The 21,033-nt window shown below is 55.1% G+C and carries 18 protein-coding genes and 1 tRNA gene; 12 read left to right on the forward strand and 7 right to left on the reverse strand.

Features of this window, described 5'->3' with window-relative positions; genetic code table 11:
• Positions 1–9: 9 nt before the first annotated feature.
• Genes KK925_RS03810 through KK925_RS03825 form a run of 4 tightly spaced genes read left to right on the forward strand, consistent with a single transcriptional unit; the run spans position 10 to position 4,292 of the window.
• Positions 10–900, forward strand: coding sequence for a D-alanine--D-alanine ligase (locus tag KK925_RS03810; protein WP_236027835.1), 891 nt, complete (start codon positions 10–12; stop codon positions 898–900).
• A 3-nt stretch (positions 901–903) separates the two neighbouring features.
• Positions 904–1,764 (forward strand): cell division protein FtsQ/DivIB, encoded by an 861-nt coding sequence (locus KK925_RS03815; RefSeq protein ID WP_174583065.1) that lies wholly within the window; start codon positions 904–906, stop codon positions 1,762–1,764.
• A 41-nt stretch (positions 1,765–1,805) separates the two neighbouring features.
• Positions 1,806–3,032, forward strand: coding sequence for a cell division protein FtsA (gene ftsA, locus KK925_RS03820; RefSeq protein ID WP_174583066.1), 1,227 nt, complete (start codon positions 1,806–1,808; stop codon positions 3,030–3,032).
• Between the two features lie 33 nt (positions 3,033–3,065).
• The gene (locus KK925_RS03825; RefSeq protein WP_174583067.1) at positions 3,066–4,292 is read left to right on the forward strand and encodes an FtsZ/tubulin family protein; all 1,227 of its coding nucleotides are present in this window, start codon (positions 3,066–3,068) and stop codon (positions 4,290–4,292) included.
• 728 nt (positions 4,293–5,020) lie between these two features.
• Here KK925_RS03825 and KK925_RS03830 read toward each other — a convergent pair.
• Both KK925_RS03830 and KK925_RS03835 read right to left on the reverse strand, forming a co-directional pair.
• Positions 5,021–6,124 (reverse strand): fructose-bisphosphatase class II family protein, encoded by a 1,104-nt coding sequence (locus KK925_RS03830; protein ID WP_174583068.1) that lies wholly within the window; start codon positions 6,122–6,124, stop codon positions 5,021–5,023.
• Between the two features lie 47 nt (positions 6,125–6,171).
• A tRNA-Pro gene (locus tag KK925_RS03835) sits at positions 6,172–6,245 on the reverse strand.
• 57 nt (positions 6,246–6,302) lie between these two features.
• Between KK925_RS03835 and nadD the strand changes: the two genes are divergently transcribed.
• The 3 genes from nadD to KK925_RS03850 all read left to right on the forward strand — a co-directional run bounded on the left by nadD (position 6,303) and on the right by KK925_RS03850 (position 8,822).
• Entirely contained in the window at positions 6,303–6,899 is a 597-nt protein-coding gene (gene nadD, locus KK925_RS03840; protein WP_174583069.1) for a nicotinate-nucleotide adenylyltransferase, read from the forward strand.
• A 5-nt stretch (positions 6,900–6,904) separates the two neighbouring features.
• Positions 6,905–7,240: a ribosome silencing factor gene (gene rsfS, locus KK925_RS03845; protein WP_174583082.1), complete on the forward strand. Its 336-nt coding sequence runs from the start codon at positions 6,905–6,907 to the stop codon at positions 7,238–7,240.
• A 313-nt stretch (positions 7,241–7,553) separates the two neighbouring features.
• Positions 7,554–8,822, forward strand: coding sequence for a M20/M25/M40 family metallo-hydrolase (locus KK925_RS03850; protein WP_174583070.1), 1,269 nt, complete (start codon positions 7,554–7,556; stop codon positions 8,820–8,822).
• A 275-nt stretch (positions 8,823–9,097) separates the two neighbouring features.
• On the opposite strand, the gene KK925_RS03855 is transcribed toward KK925_RS03850, so the two are convergent.
• A complete protein-coding gene (locus KK925_RS03855; protein WP_174583071.1) occupies positions 9,098–10,579 on the reverse strand; it encodes an FAD/NAD(P)-binding protein in 1,482 nt (493 codons plus the stop codon).
• A 318-nt stretch (positions 10,580–10,897) separates the two neighbouring features.
• On the opposite strand from KK925_RS03855, the gene KK925_RS03860 reads away from it, so the two are divergent.
• Entirely contained in the window at positions 10,898–12,295 is a 1,398-nt protein-coding gene (locus KK925_RS03860) for a selenium-binding protein SBP56-related protein (RefSeq protein WP_174583072.1), read from the forward strand.
• Positions 12,296–12,318: 23 nt separating this feature from the next.
• Positions 12,319–12,954 (forward strand): hypothetical protein, encoded by a 636-nt coding sequence (locus KK925_RS03865; RefSeq protein ID WP_174583073.1) that lies wholly within the window; start codon positions 12,319–12,321, stop codon positions 12,952–12,954.
• Positions 12,955–12,998: 44 nt separating this feature from the next.
• Here the strand turns inward: KK925_RS03865 and KK925_RS03870 are convergent, their stop codons facing one another.
• Together KK925_RS03870 and KK925_RS03875 are read right to left on the reverse strand one after the other, a co-directional pair.
• On the reverse strand, positions 12,999–13,928 hold the full coding sequence (locus KK925_RS03870; protein WP_174583074.1) for an NADP-dependent oxidoreductase: 930 nt from the start codon (positions 13,926–13,928) through the stop codon (positions 12,999–13,001).
• Between the two features lie 166 nt (positions 13,929–14,094).
• Positions 14,095–14,406: a hypothetical protein gene (locus KK925_RS03875; protein ID WP_174583075.1), complete on the reverse strand. Its 312-nt coding sequence runs from the start codon at positions 14,404–14,406 to the stop codon at positions 14,095–14,097.
• A 209-nt stretch (positions 14,407–14,615) separates the two neighbouring features.
• Between KK925_RS03875 and KK925_RS03880 the strand changes: the two genes are divergently transcribed.
• Positions 14,616–15,644 carry a GlxA family transcriptional regulator gene (locus tag KK925_RS03880; protein WP_174583076.1) on the forward strand — a complete coding sequence of 343 codons (1,029 nt, stop codon included), beginning with the start codon at positions 14,616–14,618 and terminating at the stop codon, positions 15,642–15,644.
• Positions 15,645–15,981: 337 nt separating this feature from the next.
• Here KK925_RS03880 and KK925_RS03885 read toward each other — a convergent pair whose 3' ends face one another.
• Together KK925_RS03885 and rnhC are read right to left on the reverse strand one after the other, a co-directional pair.
• Positions 15,982–16,896, reverse strand: coding sequence for a rhomboid family intramembrane serine protease (locus tag KK925_RS03885; protein WP_236027836.1), 915 nt, complete (start codon positions 16,894–16,896; stop codon positions 15,982–15,984).
• An 85-nt stretch (positions 16,897–16,981) separates the two neighbouring features.
• A complete protein-coding gene (gene rnhC / locus KK925_RS03890) occupies positions 16,982–17,941 on the reverse strand; it encodes a ribonuclease HIII (RefSeq protein ID WP_174583077.1) in 960 nt (319 codons plus the stop codon).
• A gap of 790 nt (positions 17,942–18,731) precedes the next feature.
• Between rnhC and KK925_RS03895 the strand changes: the two genes are divergently transcribed.
• Together KK925_RS03895 and KK925_RS03900 are read left to right on the forward strand one after the other, a co-directional pair.
• Positions 18,732–19,751 (forward strand): A/G-specific adenine glycosylase, encoded by a 1,020-nt coding sequence (locus KK925_RS03895; RefSeq protein WP_214096275.1) that lies wholly within the window; start codon positions 18,732–18,734, stop codon positions 19,749–19,751.
• Positions 19,752–19,792: 41 nt separating this feature from the next.
• Positions 19,793–20,872, forward strand: coding sequence for a 3-deoxy-7-phosphoheptulonate synthase (locus KK925_RS03900; protein ID WP_174583079.1), 1,080 nt, complete (start codon positions 19,793–19,795; stop codon positions 20,870–20,872).
• The last annotated feature ends 161 nt before the right edge of the window (positions 20,873–21,033 follow it).

Genomic DNA, 21,033 nt, shown 5'->3' on the forward strand with positions numbered 1-21,033 from the left:
AGGAAACCCATGACGATCGCCGTGTTGAAAGGAGGATTTTCGAGCGAACGGGAAATTTCGCTTCGAACGGGTCGAGCCGTGGCCGGGGCCTTGCAGAGCCTTGGGTATCCGGTCGTGGAAATCGACCTTCGGAGCCGGTCGCTCGATCTTCCGGAGGGGATCGATTTTTGTTTCGTTTGCTTGCACGGGGCCTTCGGTGAGGACGGCGAGTTACAAGCCTTGCTGGAGGCTCGCGGGCTGCCTTTTAGCGGATCGGGAGCCGAAGCCTGCCGCCGAGCGTTTGACAAGATTCAAGCCCGGGCGACTTTTGAGGCTTCCAGCTTACCCGTGCCCAAGGGTGAGGTTCTAGAGCGCGGACGGTTCCCGGCCCTTCCGGTGCCGGTTGTAATCAAACCAGCGCGGCAGGGTTCCAGTGTTGGCGTGAGTATTGTATTCCATCCGGAGGAACTTTCCGCTGCCTTGGATCTGGCCTGGTCCTGGGATAGCGCTGTCTTGGCTGAGGAGTACATCGCGGGGAGAGAGCTCACGGTAGCTGTCCTTGGAGAGGAACCACTTCCCGTCGTCGAGATCCGCCCCAAGCAAGGGTTTTACGATTATCGCAACAAGTACACGCCTGGGGCAACCGAGTATCTCTGCCCGGCTCCTTTACCACGGGAAAAGGAGCTTGAGATTCAAAAGCTAGCGGTTCGGGCCCACAAGGCCTTGGGATGTCAGGTGTATTCCCGGGTGGACCTAAAGCTAGATTCCGACGGTTTCCCCTGGCTTTTGGAGGTCAACACCGTTCCCGGGATGACGGAGACCAGTCTCTTTCCCAAGGCAGCTCTTGCGGCCGGAATTTCCTTTCCGGAACTGTGCGAGCGGATCGTAGAGCTTTCTTGGAAACTTCGGGCAAAGGGGTAGACCATGGCACTGGCTAAGCGCAAGCGTCTTCCAGTCGAGCAGCAAGAGAACCTTTTGTGGACCAAAACGAGCCGGGCGTTTCGCAAGCAACAGGCAGCCGGTTGGGTAACACGAACGGTTCGCTGGCTCCTTTTTACGGGGTTGGTGAGCTTGGCTGTATACGAGTCAGGTTCCTATCTTTTGGACCGCGTTTTCTACGAAAATCCCAGATATCGGCTTCGGGAGATCCTCGTAGAAAACAAGGATCCAAACCGGGTGGCCCAGGTTGTGGCGGCCAGCGGGCTCAAACAGGGCCAGAGTGTACTGCGGATTGATCTTCAAGAAGTGGAAAGGCGGGTGGAGAGCCTTGCCTTTGTGGAACGGGCTTTGGTGGAGCGTAGGCTTCCCGATCGAATTGTGATCCGGATCACGGAACGTATCCCCGTAGCCAAATTTGCCGTACCCGGCCCGCATGGGACCATTAAAGAGATCTTGCTCATTGATCGGGAAGGAACGGTCATCCGGCCACGGGACCTTGAGATGGTCCGGGAACTTCCGGAAATTGTCGGGTTTCGGGCAACTCTTTGGCCCCCCGGTTCTCGCATTGAGGATCCCCAGGTGCGGGCGGCTTTGGCTTTGCTTGCGGCCTTGGAACTTTCGCCCTTACGGGCGCAGTTTGACCCGATGAAAGTGGATGTGTCCCGGCCTTTGTCCCTTTGGGTCATGACGTGGCAAGGGTGTCGGGTGGGTTTTCTACCGGGGCGGTTTGAGGAGCAGCTGGAACGGCTGGGTCGGATTCTGTCCTTTTCCGAGAGTCGTGGGCGGAAGCTGGCGAGTGTGGATTTGACCTTGGAGCGGAACGTTCCGGTAACGTTCCGAAACTAGTGAGGCAAACCGGAAAACGGGAAAGGAAAAAGGAGGCAACGGTGTTCTGGAAAAAAGATACGGACATTTTGGTAGCCATGGAAATTGGCTCCAGCAAGGTTGCGGTGGCCGTCGGGGAGCTTCGTACGGACTCCAATTTGACCCTTTTAGGGGTAGGGGAGCGCCCGTCGAGTCAGGTACGGAAACGGGAAATTGTCGACTTTGAAATTGCCCAGCGTTGCGTGCATGACGCGATTGTGGATGCGGAAGAAAAGACCGACACCGCAGTGAAAGAGGTGTATCTGGCAATTTCCGGAGCACATGTGCGCTCTACGAATCGCCGGGTGACCCTTGCCCTAGAGGGGGGACGAACGGAAATCGAAAACCGGCACGTGGAACAATTGCGCAAGCTGGCCCGGCAATTACCCCTGCCTGCGGGTTATGTGTTATTGCATGACCTTTTGCAGCAGTACTCACTGGATGATGGTTCGGTTACCCTCAATCCGGTTGGGCTTTGTTCCAAGCGGCTGACGGCTGATTATCACCTGGTTTTTGGGATTGCGACGCGACTCCAAACGACCATCCGGTGTGTGAAGGAGTTGTCGATCGAGGTCAAAAACTATGCCCTATCCTCCTACGCGACGGCGCAGGCGGTTCTTTTACCCGACCAGAAGGAAATGGGTGCAATGGTGATCGATTGTGGAGCCGGGGTGACCGATTACATCGTTTATGTACGAGGCTCCGTGGTCCACAGTGGGATTCTTGGGGTGGGAGGTGACCACTTGACCAATGATCTGGCGGTCGGGCTGGGGCTTCCTTTTGCCACGGCGGAAGAGCTCAAAAAGACCCACGGATCGGTCGTGGCGAGCACTAAGGAAAAGCGACAACGGGTTGTCATTCCTCCTTCACCGGAACATGGGGAAATTCATGTTCGCAAGGAAGCCATTGTCACGATTCTTCGCGCACGGCAACAGGAGATCTTTGAAATCATTCGGGAGGATGTGGAATCGCAGCCCTTCTGGTCCGGCTGGAGCGGCCAGATTTTCGTAACGGGTGGTGGATCGCTCCTGCCCGGAATTGAAGAATTGGCTACGGAAGTCTTCCGGCATCCGGTTGAGCGGGCCGTTCCGGTTCCAATGGATGGGGATCAAGAACTGGTGCGCCGACCTCAGCTGGCCACTGTGCTGGGTCTTTTACAGTATGCGCGGGTTGCGGAGCTCCAGGAAATCCCTTCGCGCGGGTGGCGTTCCCGGTTCCAGCGAGTGCTGGCGGGGATGCGTTTGTTCTAAAGGAACAAGGCGAAACAAACAAGGAAGCAAGCTATGCAAGGACAAACCAATGGCAGAAGTGATTCGGAGAAAGGCCAAAGGAGCGTGTCCCTTCTGGGCCTTGGGAAAATGGGTGTGTCCGTGCTCGACCGGGCCATTTTGGCCGGAATGAATCCGCAGCAAATGACTGCGGTCGATACGGATCGTTTTGTATTGGAGGGAAGTCTTGCGCAACGGCGCATCCTTTTAGGCAAGGAACGAACACGAGGTTTGGGATCGTTTGGCGATCGTGAGCTAACCCGCAAGCTCATTGAGAATAGCACGGAACCCTTGCAAGCTCTGCTTCCCGAAGGGGGAGATCTTCTCATGGTGGCATCGTTAGGTGGGACAACGGGTAGTGAGCTTGCCCGGTTTTTTTCTGCGCAAGCCAAGGACCGAGGGATCCGAATGACGCTCGTGGCATTAACCCCTTTTTCCTTTGAACCACAGGCTCGAAAGGAAGAGGCCTGGCGCCTGGCTCAGGAATTAGGGGGCTCGGTTGATTGCTTGTGCGTTCTTTCCCAGCTGGCCATGGAGTCATGGGACGTTTTTTCGGACAATTTCCCTTCGGCTATGGATCGATGGGACCGGATGGTTGCGGAGGTGGTTTTCAGTTTCTGTCATGTGCTGGAAGAACGGGACTTTCCCTCCCTGACGCCCTGGGAACTTTGTCGCTTTTTTGCCCGTTGTGGTTTTGGAGAGGAGGGAAATGGGGTCGGAGGTTTTGCGGAAGCGGGGATAGGGCCGGCCATGACCGAGCGGCTCGTGAACGAGGTAATGGATAGGCTCCCCGCGACGGAGAAGTTCCCCTGGAGTTCAGCTCCCGAATACTTTGCCTGCCTGACTGTGGCGGAAGATCCTCCAATCAGCTTCGTTCGAGAGTTGGAACGAAAGCTGAGTAATCGAGTTGGACCTAGCGCCCGGCTGCGTTTGAGTATTACGTTAGAACCTCAGCGGAAGGATCGGGCTAAGCTCTTGGTTCTCTTTCCCCTTCCTACTTCCTCTTCTCTCAAGGCCTTTGGCCTGGCAAGTCCTTCCGTTCCGGAGGCGACCCCAGAGGAACCGGTACCTACCCTTACACCAGCGGCTGAGATGGCAGTAACCCTCGGCCAGTCCAGCCAGCAAGAGCTACCGATTGTTCCCGCCGGGGGAAGGTTTGAACGAATTGCTGCCACCGTGTACAAGGGGCAGAACCTGGACGTACCGACGTTTCGGCGCCGCAATTTGACGGTGCGAATGTAGCGGGGGACTCCCGCAGGGAGAGGGAAAAAGTGTTGGATGCGAGGAGTAACGGCAAGCTCTCGTAAAGATGGGAGAAAGTCCTTTTGGGTACGCTGGCAAGCCTGCGGGGTAGTAGGACGAAAAAAACGTGGGTTTAGGCCCGAGCCCCTCAGGCGGGAAGCTCGAGAGTAAAAGAGGGCTTTTCCAGCAAAAAAGCTTCTTTGTCTAGCTTCCCAGAACCTCGCGGGCGATTGCACACGCGTTGGTTAGATACGTTTCCTCCATAGCTTGGGGACAAAGCGATTCGTTGGTTCGAAAAGCTTCTTTTCTTGCTCCTAACGGCTCCGGTGGTTACCCATCCAATACAAGACTAGAAGATACCCTTGCTAGAACCGGTTTTTCTTTTTGCAAAAGAGGGGCGTCGTTTTTCTCTGGACAACAAAGGAACCCTGCGAACGAGGTAGGAAAAGCTCAATTTAGCCCAATCCGGGGAGTGGGCCACTTGTAAGCGTTTGCCTTTTTGCAAGACCGCCGGAACAAAGCTTGGCAAAAGAAAGGTTTTTTTCCGAAAATAGCCTGGACTTTCCTTCTTAGAAAAAGCAGCGGCTCTACGAGAAGAGGCAAAGAGCCCTCCTGGCCACATCTGGCAAGCCCGCCTCTTGGGGTAAAGAGCCTTTCGCTTCGCCCAGGCACTCAACTACCTTCGGAAGCGCTCCCACGAAGAGCCTTATGGGTCGGTCTCTTTTTAGCTATTGGTAAGCCTCCTCCTCCGTTCCGACGTCATTCGCTAGCGTGTGTTCGGCCTGGGAGCTGCGCAGCCGAATCGTTTTGAGTTGCAAGTTATGGTGCGTCCGAATGTAGCGAACAGTTTGGGTGCGAGAGCGCATGAGGACCGAATGGGTCACCGCATGGTTACCCCGGATACGAACCCCGGGAAGACCCGGAGCGTCGCTAATGGCCGTCGCTGAAAAGATAATGGAGGACCCTTTTGCCAAGTCTTTCGCATAAAAAATCGTATCGAGCTCGTCTCCATACCCTTGCTCGATGAGTTTTTGTTTTTCCTTTTCGTCCTTCGGCCACATCCGCACTTGGATTTCCCCACCCAAACACCGGATCCCGGCTGCCGCAAGGACGGCCTCTGGGGCTCCTCCGATCCCAATGTACAAATCGATGTCGCCGTCTGGCAGGGAAGGAGCCATGGCAGCTGTAATGTCCCCGTGTTCAATCAAACGCAGGGAACAGCCAAGCTTGCGGATCTCGGCAATCAACTGCGCGTGTCGAGGGCGATCCATCACGCAGACCACAAGGTCAGAAAGTCGTTTTCGAAGTGCCCGCGCGACGATGGGCAAAAGCTCCTCCACTGGGGTATCCAATCGGAAACTCTCGATGCCTGAGGTCTCCACATAATTTTTCACCTGGGGACCATAGGCAAGTTTCATAGCATAGTAGGAGGGTAGGTCCTTGAGAGCATGTTCGGAGTCTTGCTCGGGTACGGCGGCCGCGATCACTGCGAGGGACCCTGGGAGACCCTTCGAGACATTGGTCGTTCCATCGATCGGGTCTACGGCAATGTCAAACCGGGGGGAACCCGGGATCCATCGACCCAGCTTTTCTCCCTTAAAGATCCCAGGGGCTTCGTCCTTTAACCCTTCTCCAATGACGACTTCGGCACAAATATCCATAAGATCGAACATTCCCCGGATGGCATCACAGGCAGCGGCATCGGCTTTCTCTTTCTCTCCCTTACCTACCCAACGAATCACGTTGAGGGCGGCCGCTTCGGTCGCTCGAACAAAATCAAAAGCCAAAACCCTTTCTAGATCGGGCATTTTGTAGGAAGGTACTGACTCCATGATGCTCCCTTCTGGTTATTCGATAGCTTTGATAGTCTCCGATCGAATCGGACCGGCGAGATTTGAACTCGCGACCTCTTGCACCCCAAGCAAGCGCGCTACCAGGCTGCGCCACGGCCCGCCTTACGGTTTCCTGGTTCCATAATTAAGCCATCTCTCCTCTTGCAGCAAGCCAGATATGAAAGACCACCTCCCTCCCCAAGAGGCTGCGCGGATCGCCTTATACGGGGGAAGTTTTGATCCACTCCATCATGGGCACTTGGTCGCAGCCTGTGATGCTTTGGAACAGTTCCGGCTCGATGCGGTCATTCTCATCCCGTGTCGGCAGTCCCCCCACAAGTTGCGTCACCGGATCTCTGAGGGAACCCACCGTTACCGGATGATCCGCCAAGCCATTCGAGGTCTACCTGGGCTTTACGTGTCGGCGTGTGAACTTCGTCGCCCCCCTCCCTCCTACTCCGTAGACACGGCCCGGGAGATGGCCCAGCTTTATCCCAAAGCCCTGCTCTTTTGGCTTCTGGGAACCGACCAGCTTCCGGAACTGTCCCTCTGGAAGGACTATGAGGAGCTTGCACGGCTCGTCCGGTTTCTGGCCGTCCCACGGCCAGGATTTGTGGAAAGGCTCAAGCCCTCCATCACTCTCTTGCCCAAACCACGATTTGTGGATATATCTTCCTCAGAGATCCGGAGTCGCGTGCGAAAGTCGCTCCCTTATGCGCATCTTGTTCCTTGGCCTGTGGCCCGTTACATCGAGCGACATGGTCTGTACCGGTGACCACCTTGAGTCTTTTTGAGCTAGCTAAGTTTTGCCGAGATTTTGTCCTAGAAAAAAAGGCTTTGGCCCCTGTCATCCTCGATCTACGCGGAATTTCTACGGTGAGCGATTTCTTTGTGATCTGCGGGGCCCAGTCGGAACCTCAGCTAAAAGCAATCGCTCAGGGCCTGGAAAAAACGCTCAAAGAGCGTTACGGCAAGCAACCGTACGCAATCGAGGGTTTTCCCAAAAGTCACTGGGTGATCGTCGATTACGGAGGCGTCATGGTCCATATCTTTCACGAAGAAAAGCGGCGCTACTACGCCCTGGAAGAACTTTGGGGAGACGCTCCGCGCTTGTGACGAGGAACTCTTGATCCTGGCCAAACTACGGAAAAAGAGGCGGAGTCATCCCAGAGACCCGTCAGCACGGCCGCGACTTTGCTCACACTTTCATTCCCCTTCGCCCTTTTCGCTACCCGATGGGGAAAAATCCCTTTTTGGGAAGGGAACTTTTTTCCCTTTTTTATGCCCGATGGATGAACAAACGGGCTTCCGGGTTCGGAGAAAACCCCTTTTTTTGAACGCCGACGGGGACGAGTGATTTTCCCAAGCCGCTCCCAATCCCTGGACTTGCCCGGAAGCACAAAAGGCTCAAAACTCTTCCTACCCACCTATGGATTGGGCAACGCTCGAACAACAAGCGCTTGAAGTTCTCCAAGCCTACGTGCGGATCCCCTCCGTTAACCCGCCGGCTGACACAAGCCAAACCGCGTTTTTCCTCGCAGAACTCCTGCGCAGGGAAGGCTTGGAACCCCGGCTTTTCCCAAGCGGGCCCAATGGCCAGACCAATCTTCTGGTCCGGGTACCAGGAGAAGACCCTCACAAGCGACCTTTGCTCCTCTTAAACCACATGGACGTTGTTCCCGCCGATGAGAAAGCATGGGAAAAGCCTCCGTTTGGCGCGATCGTGGAGGACGGATTTCTTTGGGGACGAGGCGCCCTGGATATGAAAGGGTTAGCCATCCAACAGCTCATGGCACTGGTTGCACTACGAAGAGGGGGACGGAAGCCTCACCGCGATGTCCTTTTTTTGTCCACGGCAGACGAAGAAAGCGGTGGCAAGTATGGGATCCGCTGGATGCTGGAGCACCATTTCTCAGACCTCGAACCGGAATACGCACTGGATGAAGGGGGGTTTGGAACTCGGGACCTTTTCCAATCCCAATCGCTCGTCTTTGCCGTTCAAGTGGCTGACAAACAGCCGCTTTGGGTCCGTCTTCGGGCCCAGGGGCCCCCAGGACACGGATCGATCCCCATTGACCAGGCAGCCCCGGCGACTCTCGTTCGGGCGCTGGCAAAGATTCTCCCCTGGGAGGAACAACCCTCGCCCCCGCCCGTGGTAAAAGCGATGATCCAGACGGTCGGGGCTGCCCTGGTCGATAGCCCGTTTACCCGAGCGATTCAAAGGAATACGCTCTCTCTTACGAGCCTCCAAGCGGGCGTTGGATCGCCTCCCAAAATCAACGTCATCCCATCCTGGGCCGAGGCGACCTTGGACTGCCGTCTTCTTCCGGGAACCCATCCTTCCGACTTTCTTCACAAGTTGGAACAAGCGATTGGCGATCCGGACATTTTCCTGGAAGTCGTTAGCGATGCGCCCGATCCCACACCTCCCAGCTCCTGGGAAACGCCCCTGTTTGAAGCCATTCGCCGGGTTGTAGGAAGGCATTACCCTGGGGCGACGGTGACGCCCTTCTTAAGTAGCGGGTTTACGGATGCTCGTTATTTACGACAACGAAATGTCGTTGCTTATGGGTTTATGCCCATGGTCCTCGATAACCAAACGGCTTATAGCGCTCATTCCGACTGGGAACGCATTCCTGTGGATGAATTTTGTAAAGGGATCCACGTCTTTTTTGATCTTCTCCAGGAGCCCTTCTAGACACTGGCAAGCACGACCGTGTCATAAGAAGATTGGCTTATTGGCAAACGGGAAAGACAAAAGAAAAGCCTGTTTTCATGGGTCGATGTCGAACGCTCCCGACGGGCGGCCGGTAGCGGTGGTAGAACGGCGATCCAAGAAGAAAAAGCTCCCCACCGGATGCGCTCCTTCCCAACTGTCAATAAGAAGGAGGCGATGGCAGTGTGCCTCTTTCGGAGTAGCGGGGAGGGGCCCCCACGTTTTTCTTTTTGCACCCGGGTCCGAGGCGAAAAACCTTACCCCATGGAGGCCGAAGGATCCATCCGGGCTTGACTAGCTTTGCAGGCCTCACACAACCACCCGGCCAAGGCAGCTGCTTGTGATCGAATTTCGGGGATGGCCGTCGTTTCCCACAAGTCCCCGATCCGAAGAGGACCCACGGCAAAAAGTCCCTCCTGGACCTCGTTATCTGGGCCTAGGACAGTCCCATCCGGTTGCGTAGCAATTCCTAGACCCAATGGGCCAGCGCCCACCAGACGCCGGTCAAACAGGCGTTCCCACAAAGGGTCGCCTGTTTCCTGCCACCGGAACCGGGGACCGGTGCAGTTGATAACCGCATCAACCAATAACCCCTCTTGCCTGCCTCCGGAATATTCCAGGAGAGCTTCGACCCTACCTCCCGAAGGCCGTAACCTCCTCACACGAGCGCGCACGAGACGGCACCTGCCCGTGTGTAACCAGGAACCCAAAAGCTGTGCATCTTCGGGAGGGGCCCGATGCCGCACCACATTCCAATAGGGTCGCAGGTGGCGTAAAAATCGAGCTCGATCTTCTAGACTTAGCCCTTGCCACAGTTCCGGAATGCTTGGCCGGATGAGATCCACCCAATCTCTTGGGTCTATCCCTCTGGCCACGCTCTGGGCAAAATGTTCCCGTAAGCCTCGAAGAGTTTTTATATGGGGAAAGGGAGGCTCTAGCTGGGACGTTCCTTTCCCTACACCATGAACGGACAGCCGATGAGGAAGGGGGAAAAGACCCCGCGGTGAAACCCCGTACAAAACCCCTTGAAACGAAAACGAAGATAGAAGCGTCAGAACATCCAGAAAAGTCAAGCCCGTACCCACTGCCAAAAGACGGCGTCGGGCCGCAAGCTCTTCAAGGGCTTCCCGCTGGAGCGTCCATGGGTTATTGACGTAGAGCGGAAACGAACAGGCTTCCGACCCTGGAAGAGGAGCTGGGGGCAAAAGCCCTGTGGCCAGGACTACAAAACGGGCGTGCCACTGCTCACCTCCCGCAAGACAAACACAATAGCCGCCGGGAACCCGAAAAAGATCGATGACTCGGGCAGCACGTTTGATAAGAAAAATTCCCCTGGCCGAAGCTTGATCCTCGGCCTCGCGCAAGCGCTGTTCCAGGTACTGCCCGTAAAGAACGCGCGGGAGAAAATCCCCGGGACGCACGGCCCCGTTGCCGTTCTCTTCCGAAGCCCAGCGGTAAAAATCTTCCGGGTCTCGAGCAAAGGCACCTAGCTTGGCCGCGGGAACGTTTAACCGAAGCGCGGGCCAAGAGGTTCCGTACGCCCAACCGCGACCCCAGCGACCACAGGCGTCCCAGAGTGCCACCCGCAACGGGGACTGAGCTTGCTCCAGGAGATGGATGGCCACAAGCACACCCGTGGCCCCGCCCCCAAGGATCGCAACATCGACCCAGCCCTGAGGCCGAGCATTGCGTCCATCCGAAGAGGCCGGCTCGAAAGCGCGATTTGCTGGATCGTTCACTTTTTTCTCTTGCCGGATCGTAAACGCTCTACAACTCTTGTAAAGACGATAGTTTTTGTCGTATTTTTATTGTCTCGGTGGGAGCCGTGTTTGTCTTAGGGTTTTTTTTTCTCCAGAGCTCGGCAGAGCAAATGCCTGTTTTCTTGGTGGACTTTGGGCAAGAGAAAGCAGAAGGTAGTGGGAAGTGCTTGGGTCAAGCCACATCGGAAGAATGTGCCTTTTGTCGTGACCCAGCTACTTTGGGGTTCAGGCGAACGAATGGATCCCCACAAACTTTTTCGAGCGGTACAAACATCTCCATTCTCTAGGAGGTAACCCATGCCTGTATTGCGACCCGATCCTACCTTTTACCCGTCCGCGCGACTGGCGCGGCTTGCCCCCCAGGAAAAGCTCGCCTATGTGGTCGCTTTTTCTCCGAGCCCCCTAGAAGGGACAACGGACCGGCTAACCGTTGTGGATGTCAACCCGGATTCCCCAGACTATGGGAAGATCGTGGGGGAGCTCGTTTTACCGGGCCTAGGTCATGAGCTGCATCACTTTGGTTGGAACGCATGCAGCTCGGCTCTGTGCCCCTATGCGCCGCATCCCCATTTGGAAAGGCGCTATCTCATCATTCCCGGACTTCGTTCTTCGGACATCCACATTGTGGACACCAAGCCTGACGTTTTGACGCCGAAACTCGTGAAAACGATTGGTTCCAAGGAACTTTTGGCCAAAACGGGTTACTCGCGTCCTCATACGGTTCACTGCGGGCCCGATGGGATCTATGTGAGCGCGCTTGGGGGAGAAGGCAACGGGGGACCCGGGGGTATTTTCATCCTCGATCACTTTTCTTTTGACGTCCTAGGACCCTGGGAAATCGAGCGGGCAAACCAGTACCTGGCCTACGACTTCTGGTGGCACTTAAACTGGGACATGCTCGTCAGTAGCGAATGGGGGACACCAGAGCTTTTTGAAAATGGGGTGGTGCCTGAGAAGCTTTTGGCAGGCCAATACGGGCACAAACTCCATTTCTGGGACTTGCGACACCGGCGCCACTTCCAGGAAGTAGATCTTGGAAAGGAACACCAGATGGTGCTCGAGTTGCGGCCGGCTCACGACCCTCGCAAAACCTACGGATTTGCCGGGGTGGTCATCTCGCTCGAAAACCTCTCCAGTTCCATTTGGCTCTGGTACCGCCAGGATGACCAGTGGAAAGCGCAAAAAGTGATTGAAATCCCTGCCGAACCCGCCGATCCCCAAACTCTTCCTCCCATTCTCCAGGGGTTTGGCCTCCTCCCTCCCCTGGTCACCGATCTAAACCTTTCGCTCGACGACCGCTTTCTTCTCGTGTCTGCATGGGGAAAGGGGGAACTGCTTTCCTATGACGTAACCGACCCCTTCCATCCCCGTTTGGTAGACCGACTCTCCATCGGGGGCATCGTCCACCGGAGGCCACACCCGTCTCAACCGGATCGCCCACTCTCGGGCGGGCCACAGATGGTAGAAGTCAGCCGTGATGGCCAGCGGGTGTATCTCACGAACTCCCTATACTCCACCTGGGACGACCAATTTTACCCCCAGGGATTGGAAGGATGGCTTGTCAAAATAACGCTCTCCCCGGAAGGGCGGCTTGCATGGGATGAGCGTTTTTTTGTCGAATTTGGAAAATGGCGTCCCCACCAGGTGCGACTGCAAGGGGGCGACTCCTCTAGTGATAGCTTTTGTTATCCCTAGCCCAAGAGTCAAACCCTGGGGATATGGAAAAAACCCTTTGGATCGCTTTTGGTCTTGGCGCTTTTCATGGTCTCAATCCGGCCATGGGGTGGCTTTTTTCTGTGTGCCTGGCTCTCCAAAAGGGCGACGCGCGGGCCATTGTTTTTTCCTTATTCCCGATTAGCCTAGGCCATGCCCTTTCCACGGGCGTCATGGCGCTTCTTTTCGGAGCCCTTGGCCTGTTGTTATCCCCCTTCTGGCTCAAAGTCCTGGCGAGCTCCCTCCTCATTGTTTTTGGCGTTTGGCGATTGTTGCGCAATCGCCATCCTCGCTGGGTCGGAATGCAAGTGGGTTTTTTTGACCTCGTTGCCTGGTCGTTTCTCGTAGCTACCGCACATGGAGCGGGGTTGATCCTCTGGCCTCTCTACTGGTGCAAGGAAGCTTCTTTTGCTTTCGCCACATCGATTGCTTCGGGACTTGTCTTTCCGGCTTCTGTATGGCTGAGCATGTTGCCCCTTCTTTTCGCCCATATCGCCGGACATTTCTGGACAAGCGGACTTGCCGCTTGGATCGTGTATGACACCTGGGGTGGAGAGCTTTTGCGGAAAGCCTGGTTTAACGTGGACCTTGGCTGGGCAGTGGCGCTCGTCGTAACGGGGGCGGTTTTTCTCCTGGACTAAAAAGCTCCTTGAGGAACGGTAGCCCTTTTTGGGTCTTTGGTGTCCTATCGAGAAACGTCCAAAGCAAGTTTTCCCCGCACATGCCCGGTCTGGGATAGCTCGTGGGCTTTGCGCGCTTCCGATAACCCAAAAACTTGCGACACATAGGGTCGTAACTTTCCCTGGTCCACCAGCTCGGCAATTTGGGCAAGCTCCTCAGCATTGGGCTCGACAAAGACATAAGCTCCCCGCAGTCTCCGTGTGTCCGAAGGAGCTTGCGGAGGACTCAAAATGGAAACAAGAATTCCTCCCGGTCGCAAAACTTTCCACGAACGTTCCTGCGTCTCTCCTCCGACCGTATCGAAAACCACGTCCACATCCTTGATCCTCTCTTCAAACGGAACCTGTGTGTAATCCACGACTTCGTCCGCCCCCAGTTCGTAAACAAAGTCGTGATTCCGAGCCGAAGCCGTGGCGATGACTTGAGCTCCCCAAATTTTGGCCAGCTGAACAGCAAAATGTCCCACTCCCCCCGCCGCCGCATGCACAAGAACTGTTTGCCCAGGCTCGAGCTTGGCCGCATCAAAAAGGCTTTGCCATGCCGTTAGCGCTGCCAAGGGGATGACGGCACTCCGAATATGATCCAACGACCTGGGCTTGCGTGCTACTTCCACTTCCCGGACCGCAATATATTCGGCATAGGAACCATCCCGGCGGATGTCAGGCCGCGCAAAGACTTCGTCCCCCCAAGCAAACCGGCTAGTTCCCGGACCTTGCTGGACCACCACGCCCGAAAAATCCCACCCAAGAATCAACGGGAGCTTGTGGTTGAGTCTTGCCTGCAGCCTTCCTTCCCGCACTTTCCAGTCGACGGGGTTAACTCCTGCCGCATGAACCTTGACAAGGAGATCCCCCTCCTGCAGCACAGGAAGAGGGGCTTCCTCATACTGCAAAACCTCGGGTCCTCCAAAGGAATGAATGCGAACGGCTTTCATAGATTCTCGATAAAGGCTGCGACGTCAGTCGCGGGTTATCTACCGGAATTTCTTTTTGACGTCCACGTTTTCCCTTCTGACTGCCAGTCCTCCTGATGGCTGCTCCCGTTAAAGGAGCAGCCATCGATTGCTGGGAGAGCAGTACCGAGGACGGCGCTCTCGTCCGCTAGCCGAGAAGAGACTTTTCCAGCGCTTTTCGGAACTCGGCTCCTGCTTTGGCTTTGGCGATTCTTGCTTGCCAACAGGCCTCCATAACCCCAAGAAACGCTTCGGCTCCCTTTTCAAGCTCGGAACCCCAGCGGGCCCGGATCTTTTCTTTGAGAATTTCTTCTACAACTCCCGAAAAGGCCTTGCAGCCAGCGGATTTCCACATGCCCGCAACATGCTCCACAAGGTCACTCTCTTCGTGACATTTTTCGGCTTCTTCCTCGCGGCAGCGGGTCTCCTGGCACGAGTGCTTTTCTTCGCAATCGCTCATGGTTCGGTTCTCCTTCTACTGGTTGTGTTTCGATGGTATCCGGATCCGGCTTCCCGCACAGAAGCGATCGGCGTCTCGGATTTTCCGCGTAAATATGGAGCAAACGATTGCAGCCAACCAGGGTCACCCAGGACAAATTGCGGGTGGAAAACGTCACGGCTTACGTAGGGGATTGGACAGGAGCGACTTTGGACTCTACCCTTTAAGCAATGGTAGAACTTCGGTACAGATGGATCGTAGCGATCCCTTTGGTTTCCGGCTCCAAACCCATCTCGATTGTGGGTCCTGCCTATCTTTTGCAGCAGATGGGCAATCCCATGTCTTGTGGACCATCCCCAGGATCGAACGACACCCCGTTCCGGGTGTTTCTAGTTTCTGCCGATGGGGCACCCGCGAAAAATGGGTCGGTTACCATCCAATGTGATGCCTTGATCCGCGAGATTCCTGCTCCTGACCTAATCTATGTTCCAGCGATGGATGGCGATTGGGATCGGGTTTTGGGGGAAAACCGTCCGTATCTGGATTGGATCCGGGAATGCCACGACCGGGGAACTCTCGTGGCAACCGCATGTACGGGCGCGGTCTTTTTAGCCGAGGCTGGGCTGTTGGATGGACGCCAGGCGACGACCCATTGGCGCTTTGCCACATTTTTGGCCTCGCGCTATCCCAAAGTGCGTTGGCAAATCTCTCGCATGGTGGTTGAGGATGGTAAAGTGATCACGGCGGGTGGAGCAACGGCGTATTTCAACTTGATGATCAAGCTTGCCGAGAAATTTTTAGGGCGAGAACCGGCTTTGTCTTTCTCCCGGTTCATTCTGGTGGATCCTGAACGTGACTCGCAGCTTCCCTACATGATGTGTTCGGACCATCCGGCACATAGGGATCGTTACGTTCAGAGGGCGCAGGAACTTTTGATCGCAAATCCGGCCAAAGCGGTGATACTAGCCGATCTAGCGAAATGTTGCGGGGTCAGTTCTCGGACGCTTCTACGGCGGTTCCGGATAGCGCTAGGGAAAAGCCCCGGGGAATATCTCCGAGAGCTGCGGATTGAAAAGGCAAAGCATCTATTGGAAAAAACGGATCAGACCGTGGAAGAGATCGTGGCTGAGGTCGGGTATGATGATTCCCGCTCGTTTCGCCGTCTTTTCCGCCGGTACGTAGGGATCTCACCGCAAGCGTACCGGCGGAAATACGGGCTCATTCCCGCCGGTGCGGAGTTTTACAAAAGCCGGTCCTAAAGCAAGGAGTAAGAGCGGTCGGTCGCCGGTTCTGTGTGAAACGGCAGCGTGAGACTCAAAGTGGCTCTGCCGGTATCCTTTGAACGAAGAAAGGCTTACTCAAAAAAAGGCCCGGAGCCCGCGACCGGCAATCGACCCGGCTGGGTTCCCGGTTTATCCATTAAGGACTGGCCGCAAGTTCACTTGAGCGTTTTCCTTCTTGCGAAAAAGCTTGAGGAGAAAACCTTTGTTGGCGACAAAAACGACCGGTCCAGATCACCGGCCCAGAGCTAAAGATCTTCTCCCTTGGAGAGGACTCTTCTCGAACCTCTTTTTTTCTTGCGCGGAAGGCAAAAGGTTATTTCTTTTCGTTTCTCTTTAAAAGGGACATCCGAGCACGTTCCAGAGCTTCTTTTTCGGCCTTGGTCAAGCTCCCCATACCGCTTTTGGCAATTTTATCCAAGATGGCGTCAATAGATTCACTCTCGTTGGGTCCCTTCGAGGAGGATTCCTGGCGTTTGTTCCGAAGGGTCTGCAGGCGCTTGGTGAACCAATTTTGGATCCAACCGAAGGAAATCTCGGGGACGGGAATCCGGGTGAAGGCAATCGCTATTCCAAGAGATGACCACTCCATGAGCAAGCCTGGAAGGGAATGCTGAGCCAGGAGAATGAGGGACTGGATCGTCACAAAGGTGATCGCAAACCACTTGGCGTTAACCCCGAACAAAAGCTCCGCGGAGGGGAAGAGGGCAGCAAACGCAACGAAGAGGGCAAAGTGCACCGTGTCAGATCCCGAGATCACGATGTCCCAGGCAGGACTGAGCCAGCTAACGGCAACAACCAAAAGAGCGGGTACGACGGCAAGACTTACATAGAGAAGCAAGTATTTCTGCCGTCCAATATTCCGTTCCACCTCCTGACCGAACCAGTACAACATGAGCATCTCGAGAGGAAACCAGTAGGAGAGCCGGTGTAGCCAGATGTAGGTAAAAAGTTGCCAAATCTTACCCTCTTCCACGACAGCTCGCGTACTCAATGCCAGTTCCAGAAGGAGAGGTGCAAAACCTAAGGCTTGGCCCAAAGCCGTGAGAACAAAAACAAGGGAATGGGCTCCAATCAAAACGCCTGTCACATAGACAGGTTGATTCCCAATCCAAAAGAGGGGGCCATCCTCACCAGGTCGTGACCATCGAGACATACCGGTATTAATGTGGCCGAGGAAACTTTTGTGGTAAATCCTTTTGTTTCGAATCCCAAAAAAGATTCCGGACAAAAAGGCGTTTCGAGCTCATGTTCCAACCCCGGTAGGGTTAAGCTTTGGGTAGACGGATTAGAAGAACCATTTTTTCCCTGCCTCGCTACGGGTTTTCTTTCCCACTTGAGGGAATCTCGGGTGAGCTCGGGGTTGGCGAACAAAGCTCTTGAAAGATGGTAAAATGGATTTTTCCCAGCTGGGCTAGCCCTTCCTTTCCGAGTCTTTCGGCCAGTTCTTTTGCGACCTCTCGTACTCTTCCTGAGGATCCTTTGGGAAGTTCCCGGCCTGCCTTTTGGCCCAGTTCGGCAAGTTTCTCTAGAAAAACCGCTCGGGCCAGGATCGAGGCCGCGGCCACGGCAGGGTCCTCTTCTGCGTGGGTCTTTTGGCGGAGAGGAACCTCGAGCTTGGTCAGGAAGCGGCTGACCCAACTCGCCGCATGAGGGCTAAACTGGTCCAGAAGCACAAAGGAAGGGGTAGTAGCCAGTTTACGGAGGACTTCTTCGACAGCCTTTGCGTGTGCCCAGGCAAGCATTCGATTGAGATTGCCGAAACGGCGGTAAAGCGCATTGTATCGAGGCGGACCTAATGTCACCGTGGAAAAAGCCCCCCGGAGCTCTTCCCGAATGGCTCGGGCAATCCGGCGGATTTCCCGAGCACTCTTGACCCGTTTGGAGTCTCTCAGTCCCTGTGCCAGGAGTCTTTTGGCGGAGTCTCGTTCCAGATACACCGCACAGACAACCAGAGGCCCGAAAAAGTCTCCCTTACCGCACTCATCGACGCCAATGTGGGGTTCGAACCATTCGGGGAAAAGTTCCTCTTCGTAACCGAGCCTCGCTTCTCCCAGGATCTCAGGTTCCAGAACAAACGAAACAAAATCGTTGGTTCCCTTTCCCTGCACTACAACAGCCCCGGAATGATATGCACTAATGTGAAGAGTCCCTTTGCGGGCCCGGAAATAGCCGTGGGCCAAGGGCTCAAAAAGAAAATCTTTTTGCTCCAAATGGTGCCGGAGCTGTTCGATCTCTTCTCGGGACAGGCGTACCGTATAGGAAGAATTGGTCACAAGAAAAGCTTCCCTTTTCCCTTTTTCCAAAAACCGCTCGTGTGGCCCTAGCCTCGGAGAACACGAGAGACCTACTGAAAATCCCGTCCCGTTGCGTAGAGGCTTGCTAAAAGCTTTTCCTAAAAAAAAGAGGTAGTGCAACCGTTTTATCCGCTTGGAGACGATTCCGTCCGAACCCAAAAGGGTGGCTAGAGGCTGTGGAGCCAAACCCATGTTTTGGCGGTGATTCCCAACGGGATCGGCCTTGGTGATAGCGCCACAAGGAGAGACTTCTTGAAGCCAAGCAAAGCAATGAAAAGCGGAGCTTTTCTTTGAAAAAATTTTGGGAGGACAAAGCCACGCTTTTTCCTCTAAACCTTGTTCCTTTGGGTCGGCATGCGGTCCGCATCCATTTTTCGTTGCGCGTTCCCCACGTTTTCTTTGGACAAATAGAGCGAAACTCCGCTCGAAAAGGATTTTGGACGATCAAACCGAGAAAAAAGTGTTTTTTGGGATCCCGTACTTAGGGAACACAGCCCTCGCGCTTGATAGCCAATCGGGTGGGGCTTTTTTGCATTGGTTCCATTTCAAAGAAAGCTTGCCGTTAGTTGGGAGAAAAGCCCAAATCCCGGAAACATTTTTGCCGCGATCCTAGTACGGGCTAGGAGCAAGGCAGGTATCTTCCGAAAAAAGGATTTCCTGGAAGCGCGCAAGCAAAGGGATTTTTTTCCTTTTTTTCCTTTTCTTCCGGTGATCGAGCTAGAGCATAACGACAAAGCAGAAGAAAAAAATCCGAAGGCTCTTTTTTTCGATGAGCCACTTCCTTGGAAATCCGCAACGCATGCGACAAAAACTGTACCAATGGCATCGCTGCCGCAGCTGGGACTTGCCTTGGAGACAAACGCAGGATCCGTACGCCATCGTTGTGTCGGAATTTATGCTTCAGCAGACGCGGGTAGGGACGGTCCTTCCTTATTACGAGGCTTGGATGGCACGATTCCCCACTTGGGACTCGCTGGCAAGCGCGGCGGAAGAAGAAGTTCTCCGGGCATGGGAAGGGTTAGGGTATTACCGTCGGGCAGCCAATCTTCACAAGCTTGCGCGGTGGGTCGCGGCTCAACCAGGCAAGCTACTGCCGGAGGACCCGGCGGAGCTCGAAAAACTCCCAGGGATCGGACCCTATACGGCTCGGGCGATTGCTCTTTTTGTGTTTCGGAGACGCGAACTCCCCTGGGATAGTAATCTCTATCGAGTGTTCGGACGGATTTCGGGCACCGATCCACGGTCTTTCCGCCAGAGCTCGCAGTCTTGGGTTTGGGAGCTCCTCCCCTCGGGCGACAAGGCCAGGGATTTTGTCAATGCCGTAATGGATCTCGGTCGGACGGTGTGTCTCCCACGACGTCCCCGCTGTTCGCTCTGCCCTTGGGAACGGTTTTGTCAGACACGGCTTCGAGGAGAGAGCTTCTTGACAACTCCCAGACAAGCGCTTCGGGTAACCGACGAAGAACTTGCGCTTATTGAGTCGGAGGGATCCTACTGGGTATCACCTTGTCAGCGCGGCAAACGGTGGCAGAGCTTTTGGTGTCTTCCGGATTGGCAAACCGACAACATGACCCGGCTCGATTTGATGGGCCGTTTTACCTATTCGGTGACCCGGTATCGGGTGTGCGTGGCAGTCTGGAAAGCACAATGGAAAGGCGAGCCAGTGGGTCCAGGACGCTGGGCGGATCCGCCGACCCTAGAAAAACTCCCTCTGCCTCGCCCGCATCGCCGCGCGCTGGCCTTGGTGCAAAAGGACGAGCTCTTGTTGGAAAGCTCGCGTAAGCGTTAGGCATTGCGGTAGGGGGAGTTTTTGCCTAAGCTGAAACGAAGATGATTCCCACCCAAGATCTCCACATCTGGAAAACTCAGCCGTTACTTCCTCCGCGCGTGCTCAAGGAGCGCTTTCCCATGACGGAGGCGTCCAACCGGACCGTGGTCCGGGGTCGGGAAGCCATTAAAAAGATCCTTTTAGGCAAAGATCTCCGGATCCTGCTGGTCGTGGGACCTTGCTCGATTCACGACCCGGAAGGAGCCCGAGACTACGCCCGGCGTTTGGTTACCATCGCTCGCGAGCTTCAAAATGTTTTTGTCATCGTCATGCGGGTTTACTTTTCCAAACCGCGCACTTCGGTGGGGTGGAAGGGGTTGATTAATGATCCCTACATGGACGGCTCCTGCGACATTGAAGCGGGCTTACGAATTGCGCGTCGTCTTTTATTAGAAATCACCGAAATGGGTCTTCCCTGTGCCACGGAGTTCCTGGATGCAGTCACACCCCGCTACATTTCTGACCTTGTGAGCTGGGCGGCGGTTGGCGCGCGAACTACCGAGTCCCAATTGCATCGGGAAATGGCCAGTGGCCTTTCGATGCCGGTGGGATTTAAGAACGGAACAGATGGGAGCCTACAGATTGCTCTGGATGCCCTGAGAGCCGCCTTAAAGCCCCATAGTTTCATTGGGATCGATGACAATGGTGTAACGAGTATCATTCGGACTACGGGTAACCGGTGGGGTCATATCGTTTTGCGGGGAGGCCGCTTCCGAACGAATTATGATCCAGAAAGTATCGCGGAAGCCGTGCGCCGGCTCAAAGAGTACGGTCTTCCCCCGGCGATCATGGTGGACTGTAGCCACGCCAACTCCGGGAAGGAACCACGACAACAAGAGATTGTTTGGAGAAGCGTCATCGAACAGCGAAGAAAAGGCAACCGCAGTCTTATGGGCCTTATGCTGGAAAGCTATCTCGAGGAAGGCAGCCAGCCCATCCAGGCCGACCTTTCAGAACTCCGCTACGGTGTTTCCGTGACCGATCCTTGTATTGGTTGGACGACAACAGAACAGTTGTTGCGAGAAGGATACGAGGCCCTGAAGGAAGAAGTTTGCTCTGAGTCCGTGGTGCTTTCCACATAAAAAAAGAGAAACGACCAAAGCGTTTTTCTTTTTCTTCGTTCTCTCTCACAAAAGAAGCAAGCCGGTCTTAAGAAGGGATCATTGTTTCAACACGTAAAGCCTGGTGTCTTCCCTTTTGGCTCCGGGGAATTCTTCAAGCAGAAGAGGCAAGCATTTGGGAA

This window comes from Candidatus Methylacidithermus pantelleriae (assembly GCF_905250085.1).
In the GTDB taxonomy this organism is placed as follows: domain Bacteria; phylum Verrucomicrobiota; class Verrucomicrobiia; order Methylacidiphilales; family Methylacidiphilaceae; genus Methylacidithermus; species Methylacidithermus pantelleriae.

Excerpts from the sequence above, each read along its gene's own strand:
- KK925_RS03810 (WP_236027835.1), top strand. The coding sequence starts at position 10 with ATGACGATCGCCGTGTTGAAAGGAGGATTTTCGAGCGAACGGGAAATT.
- KK925_RS03815 (WP_174583065.1), top strand. The coding sequence starts at position 904 with ATGGCACTGGCTAAGCGCAAGCGTCTTCCAGTCGAGCAGCAAGAGAAC.
- KK925_RS03825 (WP_174583067.1), top strand. The coding sequence starts at position 3,066 with ATGCAAGGACAAACCAATGGCAGAAGTGATTCGGAGAAAGGCCAAAGG.
- KK925_RS03830 (WP_174583068.1), bottom strand. The coding sequence starts at position 6,124 with ATGGAGTCAGTACCTTCCTACAAAATGCCCGATCTAGAAAGGGTTTTG.
- nadD (WP_174583069.1), top strand. The coding sequence starts at position 6,303 with ATGAAAGACCACCTCCCTCCCCAAGAGGCTGCGCGGATCGCCTTATAC.
- KK925_RS03850 (WP_174583070.1), top strand. The coding sequence starts at position 7,554 with ATGGATTGGGCAACGCTCGAACAACAAGCGCTTGAAGTTCTCCAAGCC.
- KK925_RS03860 (WP_174583072.1), top strand. The coding sequence starts at position 10,898 with ATGCCTGTATTGCGACCCGATCCTACCTTTTACCCGTCCGCGCGACTG.
- KK925_RS03865 (WP_174583073.1), top strand. The coding sequence starts at position 12,319 with ATGGAAAAAACCCTTTGGATCGCTTTTGGTCTTGGCGCTTTTCATGGT.
- KK925_RS03870 (WP_174583074.1), bottom strand. The coding sequence starts at position 13,928 with ATGAAAGCCGTTCGCATTCATTCCTTTGGAGGACCCGAGGTTTTGCAG.
- KK925_RS03875 (WP_174583075.1), bottom strand. The coding sequence starts at position 14,406 with ATGAGCGATTGCGAAGAAAAGCACTCGTGCCAGGAGACCCGCTGCCGC.
- KK925_RS03880 (WP_174583076.1), top strand. The coding sequence starts at position 14,616 with ATGGTAGAACTTCGGTACAGATGGATCGTAGCGATCCCTTTGGTTTCC.
- KK925_RS03895 (WP_214096275.1), top strand. The coding sequence starts at position 18,732 with ATGAGCCACTTCCTTGGAAATCCGCAACGCATGCGACAAAAACTGTAC.
- KK925_RS03900 (WP_174583079.1), top strand. The coding sequence starts at position 19,793 with ATGATTCCCACCCAAGATCTCCACATCTGGAAAACTCAGCCGTTACTT.